The sequence below is a fragment of the Acetobacter musti genome (assembly GCF_011516835.1).
GTDB classification, from domain to species: Bacteria; Pseudomonadota; Alphaproteobacteria; order Acetobacterales; family Acetobacteraceae; genus Acetobacter; species Acetobacter musti.
In genome coordinates, this window is sequence record NZ_WOTB01000002.1 from 287,218 (window position 1) to 294,073 (window position 6,856).

At 64.4% G+C, this 6,856-nt stretch carries 6 protein-coding genes; 4 read left to right on the forward strand and 2 right to left on the reverse strand.

Annotation, left to right across the window (positions count from 1 at the left end):
- Positions 1-133: 133 nt before the first annotated feature.
- Positions 134-928, reverse strand: coding sequence for a 3'(2'),5'-bisphosphate nucleotidase CysQ (gene cysQ, locus GOB93_RS02785; RefSeq protein ID WP_408742332.1), 795 nt, complete (start codon positions 926-928; stop codon positions 134-136).
- Positions 929-1,238: 310 nt separating this feature from the next.
- On the opposite strand from cysQ, the gene GOB93_RS02790 reads away from it, so the two are divergent.
- The 3 genes from GOB93_RS02790 (at position 1,239) to GOB93_RS02800 (ending at position 4,619) form a co-directional block, all read left to right on the forward strand.
- Positions 1,239-2,738, forward strand: coding sequence for a leucyl aminopeptidase (locus tag GOB93_RS02790; RefSeq protein WP_173581984.1), 1,500 nt, complete (start codon positions 1,239-1,241; stop codon positions 2,736-2,738).
- Positions 2,739-3,043: 305 nt separating this feature from the next.
- Positions 3,044-3,490: a DNA polymerase III subunit chi gene (locus GOB93_RS02795; RefSeq protein ID WP_173581985.1), complete on the forward strand. Its 447-nt coding sequence runs from the start codon at positions 3,044-3,046 to the stop codon at positions 3,488-3,490.
- A gap of 274 nt (positions 3,491-3,764) precedes the next feature.
- A complete protein-coding gene (locus GOB93_RS02800; RefSeq protein WP_173581986.1) occupies positions 3,765-4,619 on the forward strand; it encodes an aldo/keto reductase in 855 nt (284 codons plus the stop codon).
- 261 nt (positions 4,620-4,880) lie between these two features.
- Here the strand turns inward: GOB93_RS02800 and GOB93_RS02805 are convergent, their stop codons facing one another.
- Complete coding sequence (locus GOB93_RS02805) at positions 4,881-5,480, reverse strand: TetR/AcrR family transcriptional regulator (RefSeq protein WP_173581987.1); 600 nt, start codon at positions 5,478-5,480, stop codon at positions 4,881-4,883.
- Between the two features lie 90 nt (positions 5,481-5,570).
- Here GOB93_RS02805 and GOB93_RS02810 point away from each other — a divergent pair, with 90 nt between their 5' ends.
- The gene (locus GOB93_RS02810; protein ID WP_242010481.1) at positions 5,571-6,758 is read left to right on the forward strand and encodes an FAD-dependent monooxygenase; all 1,188 of its coding nucleotides are present in this window, start codon (positions 5,571-5,573) and stop codon (positions 6,756-6,758) included.
- The last annotated feature ends 98 nt before the right edge of the window (positions 6,759-6,856 follow it).

Sequence of the window (6,856 nt, forward strand, 5' to 3'; positions counted from 1 at the left end):
GCGTCAGCGCCAGCCCGGAACCGCCGGTTTTCCCCGTCCGGACGCCCCTGCGGCAATCTTCCGGAAAGAAGCCGCAAAATCCCTGTCGTCATAAAACCCCGACCATCAGCCAGAAGCCGTCATACAGCCACCATCATGCCGGGAGAGACAGAAGGCCGGTACAGACAAAGGACGGATTTTTCCAGCCGGCCTTGCTGTAACGCAGCGGCGACCCGTCCAGCAGAGTCACGCTCCCGCCCGCCGCCTCGACAATCGCCTGAGGCGCCGCCGTGTCCCATTCCATCGTCGGCCCGAGCCGCGGATAGAAATCCGCCACCCCCTCCGCCACGCGCACGAACTTCACCGCCGAGCCGATATTGCCGATCGACGCGATGACCCGCCCGTCCAGAAACCGCTTCAGCTCCGGCGCATCGCCATGATGCCGGGACGCCAGAACTGCAATCCCTTCCTCCGGCGCCTCCCGGACATGAATGTCATGTTCGCCATCGCTGTCGAACCGCTTCGCGCCAAGCCCGACGCCCCCCGCGTAAAACTGCCCGTAAGCCGGCAGCGCCATCGCGCCCAGAACCGCCCTGTCTCCCCGGACCAGCCCGATATTCACGGTGAAATCATCGCGCCCCGCCGCGAATTCCCGCGTCCCGTCCAGCGGATCGACCAGCCAGTACACATCCCCCGCCGCGACATGAATGCCGGCGGCCACTTCCTCTTCGGCGATCACCGGAATATGCGGCGTCGCAGCCCGCAGACCCGCCAGAATGTGCGTCTCCGCCGCCTGATCCGCCTCCGTCACCGGAGACCGGTCGGACTTCGTCTTCGTCACAAAACCTTTCTCGCGAATGGCGTTGATGACAGTGCCGGCCTCCCGCGCCAGGCGAAGCGCAAGTGCAAGAAGATCGGCATCGGAGGGGAGGGGTTTATCGGACATCATGATGATGTCTTACTCCACATGAGTGAACGCGCAATTGATATTGCAGCCCTGCTGAACCGCTTTTCACACACGCCTGTCTTTTTTCACGCATCCCTGTTCTCACACGCTCCTGGCACGCACCCGCCACCCAACCCGTCTGGCCCCCATCCCGGCGCGAGCCCGCCCGCCATCATCCCGCCCGCCACACGAGCCCGCTTGCCATGCACGCGGCCCCTCAGCTACGCCTGTCACCGTCATTCCGGCGGAGGCAGGGACCGCGCTCCCGCGCCGCGACCGTCGCCATCACGCATAAGAACAAAGGCGCTCCCCTGTGAAAGACCTCCAGAAAGACAGTCAGAGAGATCCCGCGACGGAGATCAGCTTCTCCGGCCTGGCGCTCCCCGCCGGCGGCGCACTCGCGCTCCCTGAATTCGCCGACTCGGACCGCTCCGGACTCTTCAGTGCCGTCAACGAAGCCACCGGCGGCGCCATCGCCCGCGCCGCGGAAGCCGCCTCCTTCAGCTTCCGGTCCGGCACAAGCTGCACCATTCTGGCGCCCGGCGCAGGCCTCGACCGCGTCGTCCTCGTCGGCCTCGGCAATAAAGGCGATCTCACCGAAGCACTCGCCGAACGGGCCGGCGGCGTCGCCGCCCTCGCCATGGCCATGCACAGCGAAGCCGCCATCTCCACCGACGGCATCGACGCCGCCCTCGTCCCGCTCATCGCCCTCGGCGCGTCGCTCGGCCTCTACCGGTTCGACCGTTACCGCACGACCGACCGCGAGGACGGCCCGAAACTCGCCGCGCTCACCATCCTGAGCAGCAATCCCGAAACCGCCCGCACCGCCTGGACCAGCTGGGAAGCCGTCGCCCGCGGCGTCACCCTGACCCGCAATCTGGTCACCGAGCCCGCCAACATCCTCACCCCCGTCGCCTTCGCGAACCGCGCCGAAGAACTTCGCGACCTCGGCCTGACCGTCGAGGTGTTCGACCGCCCGGCCATGGAAAAACTCGGCTTCGGCGCCCTGCTCGGCGTCGCCCAGGGCAGCAGTAACGAACCCCGCATGGTCGTGCTGCGCTGGAACGGGGCAGGGGACGACTCCGCCCCGCTCGCCTTCGTCGGCAAAGGCGTCACCTTCGATTCCGGCGGCATCTCCATCAAACCCGCCGCCGGTATGGAAGACATGAAATGGGACATGGGCGGCGCCGGCGTCGTCACCGGCCTGCTCTCCGCTCTCGCCCGCCGCAAGGCGAAGGTGAATGTCGTCGGTCTCCTCGGTCTCGTCGAGAACATGGTCTCCGGCAACGCCCAGCGCCCCGGAGACGTCGTCCGCAGCGCCTCCGGCCAGACCATCGAGGTCCTCAACACGGACGCCGAAGGCCGCCTCGTCCTCGCCGACGTCATCTGGTACGCCCGCGAAACCTTCAGACCCCGTTTCATGGTCGATCTCGCCACCCTGACCGGCGCCATCATCGTCGGCCTTGGTCACGAATATGCCGGCCTGTTCTCGAATGACGACACGCTCGCCGCAAACCTCACCGCCGCCGGACAGATCAGCGGCGAAAAACTGTGGCGCATGCCGCTGGCCGAGGAATACGACCAGCTCCTGAAATCAGATATCGCCGACATGAAAAACATCGGCGGCCGCCCGGCCGGCTCCATCACCGCCGCGCAGTTCCTCCAGCGCTTCGTCGGAGACACCCCCTGGGCGCATCTCGACATCGCCGGCGTCACCTGGGCCTCGAAAGCAAAACCGGGCAGCCCGAAAGGCGCCACCGCTTTCGGCGTCCGCCTGCTCGACCGCCTCGTCCGTCAGTACGAGGCAGGCTGACGGGAAAAGCTCTGGCGGAAACCAGGATCTGACAGGAAACAGGCTGCCGGAAAACGGGACAGTCAGAAAAACAGGGCTCTGCCCTTCACCCATTTTAATGTAACAAACCGGGATCAAAGGGACTGTGTCCCTTTGTGGGGTCCGGGGCAAAGCCCTGAAAAGCCCTCCCGTCTGTATCTGCAAAGTATACAAACGCCGAAACCAGAGCTGGCCAGACTGAAACCGGCTAAACAACACCCCCCAGGAAACAGCCCGACAGGGCTTCCCGACCGGAACAGGCTGAGACCACGGAAAAAGTCGCAAACATGGCGGAAATCGGCTTCTATCATCTGACCCGCACCGGCGCGCACGAAGCCCTGCCGGTCCTGCTCGGGCGCACGCTCGACAGCGGAAAGCGCGCCGTCATCCGCTGCGCCACACCCGCCGATACCCGCGCCCTCGATGACGCCCTGTGGAAAGTGTCAGACCCTGTCTGGCTTCCTCACGCCGCCACCGGCGGCAAATACCCGGAGCGGCAGCCGATCTGGATCACCGCCGGAGAAGACGTGCCCAACAGCGCCACCTTCCTCTTTCTGCTCGGCGCCACCGAACCCCCGCAGGCCGATCCGTTCGAGCGCGTTTTCGATCTCTTCGACGGCCGCGACGAAGCCGCCGTCGCCTCCGCGCGCCTCCGCTGGACCGCCCTCAAAGCCCAGGGACACACCCTGGCCTACTGGCGCCAGGAAGCAAAAGGCTGGACCCGCGCCCGCTGAGTCCCGATCTCGCCGGAGAATGAAGAAAATTCATGACCGGACAATGCTGTTTCCTGAATCAAGCCGGATGTCGTCCTCCCCGCGTCAAAGGGAAAACAGCCCGCTCCCGCTCCGCTTCCCCGCACACAGCCCCGCCGCCGCGATCCGTGTCCCTGAAACAGGGTCGTTCAGGACGGCAGCACCGCGCCCCGGCCCTGCGAAACAGCTGCCATGCGTCTCGTTAAAGGGAACGAATCCCGGCCCGGTGCGCTGTGCATGAAAAGGAGGCTGTATTATGTCCTGCACAGTAAAATTCAGAAACGGCGTCGCCGTACCGGCGCTCGGCATGGGCACCTGGAACATGGGCGACAACGCCGCCAGCCGCAGCGAGGAACTCGAAAGCCTGCGCGCCGGAATCGAGCTCGGCCTTCGCGTCATCGACACCGCCGAAATGTATGGAAACGGCCGCTCGGAACACGTCGTCGGCGAAGCGATCAGCGGTATTCGTGATAAAGTCTTTCTCGTCACCAAGGTTCTGCCATCCAACGCCTCCCGCAAAGGCGTCCTTCAGGCCTGCCGCAACTCCCTCGCGCGGCTGAAGACGGATTACGTCGATCTTTACCTGCTCCACTGGTGCGGCTCCGTCCCTCTGGCCGAAACCTTCGAAGCCTTCGAACACCTGCGCGAAGACGGACTCATCAGAAACTGGGGCGTCTCGAACTTCGATGTCGAGGACATGAAAGAACTCGACAGCACACCGGGCGGCGATCAGTGCCTCGTCAACCAGATCCTCTACAGCCTCGAACATCGCGGCGTCGAATTCGACCTGCTCGGCGAGGACCGGAAACGCGACGTCGTGACAATGGCTTACTCCCCGATCGGCCAGGGCGGCGGCCTGCTGCGCAACGAAGCCCTCGCCGCTATCGCCAGACGTCACAAAACCTCGCTCGGAGGCGCAACCCCCGCCCAGATCGCGCTCGCCTGGGTCCTGCGCCAGCCGAACCTCATCGCCATCCCGAAAGCTTCATCGGTCAGACATCTGCGCGAAAACGTCGCCGCTCAGGAAATCAGACTTTCAGACGAAGACCTCGCCAGACTCGACCACGCCTTCGCCCCGCCAACCCGCGCCGTCCCGCTCGAAATGATCTGAAGCAGCCTCCATTCCGCCAAAACACAGGGCGGGAACATCCGCCGGGGATACCGGCCACGAAACCGCCATCGGAAAAACCCGCGTTACCGGGCAAAATATCGGGACGCCACTCCGCCCCCTTGCGACGATCGCCTGCTCCCGTGACGCCGGGTTTTCCGACACGCAGAAACCACGCCACCCGACGTCCTCAGGCAGCCGGAAGAAATCCGCCGGACCGGACCCCGTGCCTGAAAACGAGAGCCACCGGCACATGAAACATCGTCACGCTCCGGAAGAAGGTTCTCTCCGGCATACCAGCGGCAGGAAGATATCATCGACGATCTCGCGGATGGCGTCCTCCGGCAGAGGCCGGAACGTCATCAGCATCTCGTGCCGGGCCAGATCGAGCGGAAGCGATGCGATCCGGGGCGTGAGACGGGCCGGATCGATCTCACCCCGTTCGATGGCCCGTCCAAGGACGGCATGAAACTGGCTCCCGTCCACAATGCGCGCCCGTATATCGGCGAAGCTCGACCGTTCGGCGACAAGATCCTTCTGCATGTCAAAGAACAGTTGCAGATCCCGCGACCCGGCGCGATCCGACATGCAGCGGAGAAGAAGACAAAGTTCTTCCCGCAGACTGCCCAGATCCGGGATGACGATATTCGCCCGCGCGAACTGCCGTGCGAGCGCCGCCGTCGCGAGCGCCGTGCGGCCAGGCCAGCGCCGGTGCAGCACAGGCCGGCTGGTTCCCGCACGGCGAGCAACGTTTTCCAGCGTCAGCTCCTCATAGCCGCGCTCCGTAATTTCGGCCCAGGCCGCCTCAAGAATCGCCTCTTCCAGCGCCGCCCCGCGCCGCCGCGTTCGTCCCGAAACGCTCATAACCCGACTTTAAGATGCATGGCGAATCTTATTGCCTCCCGGCCTGCGCTCTGTAAGATGCGCGATGAATCTTATCTCCGGATGAATACCATGAGCAAAGCAGCGCTTCCAGCACGTCGCCGGTCCGTCTTCATCTCCGGCGCCAGCATCGCGGGTCCGGCGCTCGCCTTCTGGCTCGACCGTCACGGGTTCGACGTCACAGTGGTCGAGCGGGCGCCGACCATCCGGACCGGCGGATACCCGATCGACGTTCGCGGCACCGCCATCGACGTGGTCGAACGGATGGGTCTGCTGCCCCCGGTCCGCGCGGCCCATATCGCGTCCCGCGCGATGACCTTCGTGGACGGAGCAGGCGCGGTCATCGGCAGCATCCCGATCTACGAGGCGATCGGCAGTGAGACCGGCCGCGATGTCGAACTGCCACGCGGCACTCTGGCGACTCTGCTTTATGACGCGACACGAAACAGCGGCGTCGATTACCGTTTCAGCGATTCAATCGACACGCTCCATGACGATGGCGCGGGCGTCGATATCGGATTCGCCAGCGGCCGGCAGGAACGATACGACATCGTCATCGGCGCAGACGGGCTGCACTCGCGGACTCGTCACCTGGTCTTCGGCCCCGAGGAACAGTTCACTCATTCCCTCGGTTTCTGCTTCAGTCTCTTTTCCATGCCAAACGACAGGGGCCTGTCACACGGCGGGATCGTTCATGCCGAAGCGGGACGCACCGCCGGCATCTGGGCGGTCCAGGACAGCCCGAAGGTCTTCGGCTTCCTCGCTTTCGCGACGGACGAAGCGCCTGTTTCCGCCAGTCGTGACGCGGAGAAGCACATCCTGCGCACGCGGGAAGCCTTCGCCGGCATGGGCTGGGAGGTTCAGCGCCTGCTCGACGCGATGGCAACGGCCGACGATCTGTATTTCGATTCCGTCAGCCAGATCCGGATGCCGCGCTGGTCGAAAGGGCGCGTGGCGCTGGTCGGCGATGCCGCGTTCGCACCGTCTTTCCGGTCAGGCCAGGGCACCAGCCTGGCGCTTGTGGGCGCGTATGTGCTGGCAGGCGAACTGGCCACCCATGACAATCCGGAAGATGCGTTTGCCGCCTATGAACGTCTCACGCGGCCCTTTGTCGAGGCGAACCAGGCACTAGCGACCGATGGCAACGGGGCTTTCTTTCTGCCCCGAACGCAAAAGGATATCGAGACACGCGACCGCATCCTCGCCGAAATCGCGCGGAACGGCACGGCCGGCATGTTCGACGACACTAGGGCCTGTTAGATCTTAAAATACTTCCTATATTGTATGGATTGAAGAAGGAGACGGAACAGGCACTTTCACTGATGAGACATGGGCGATCTGGGAACCGCTGATTGAGG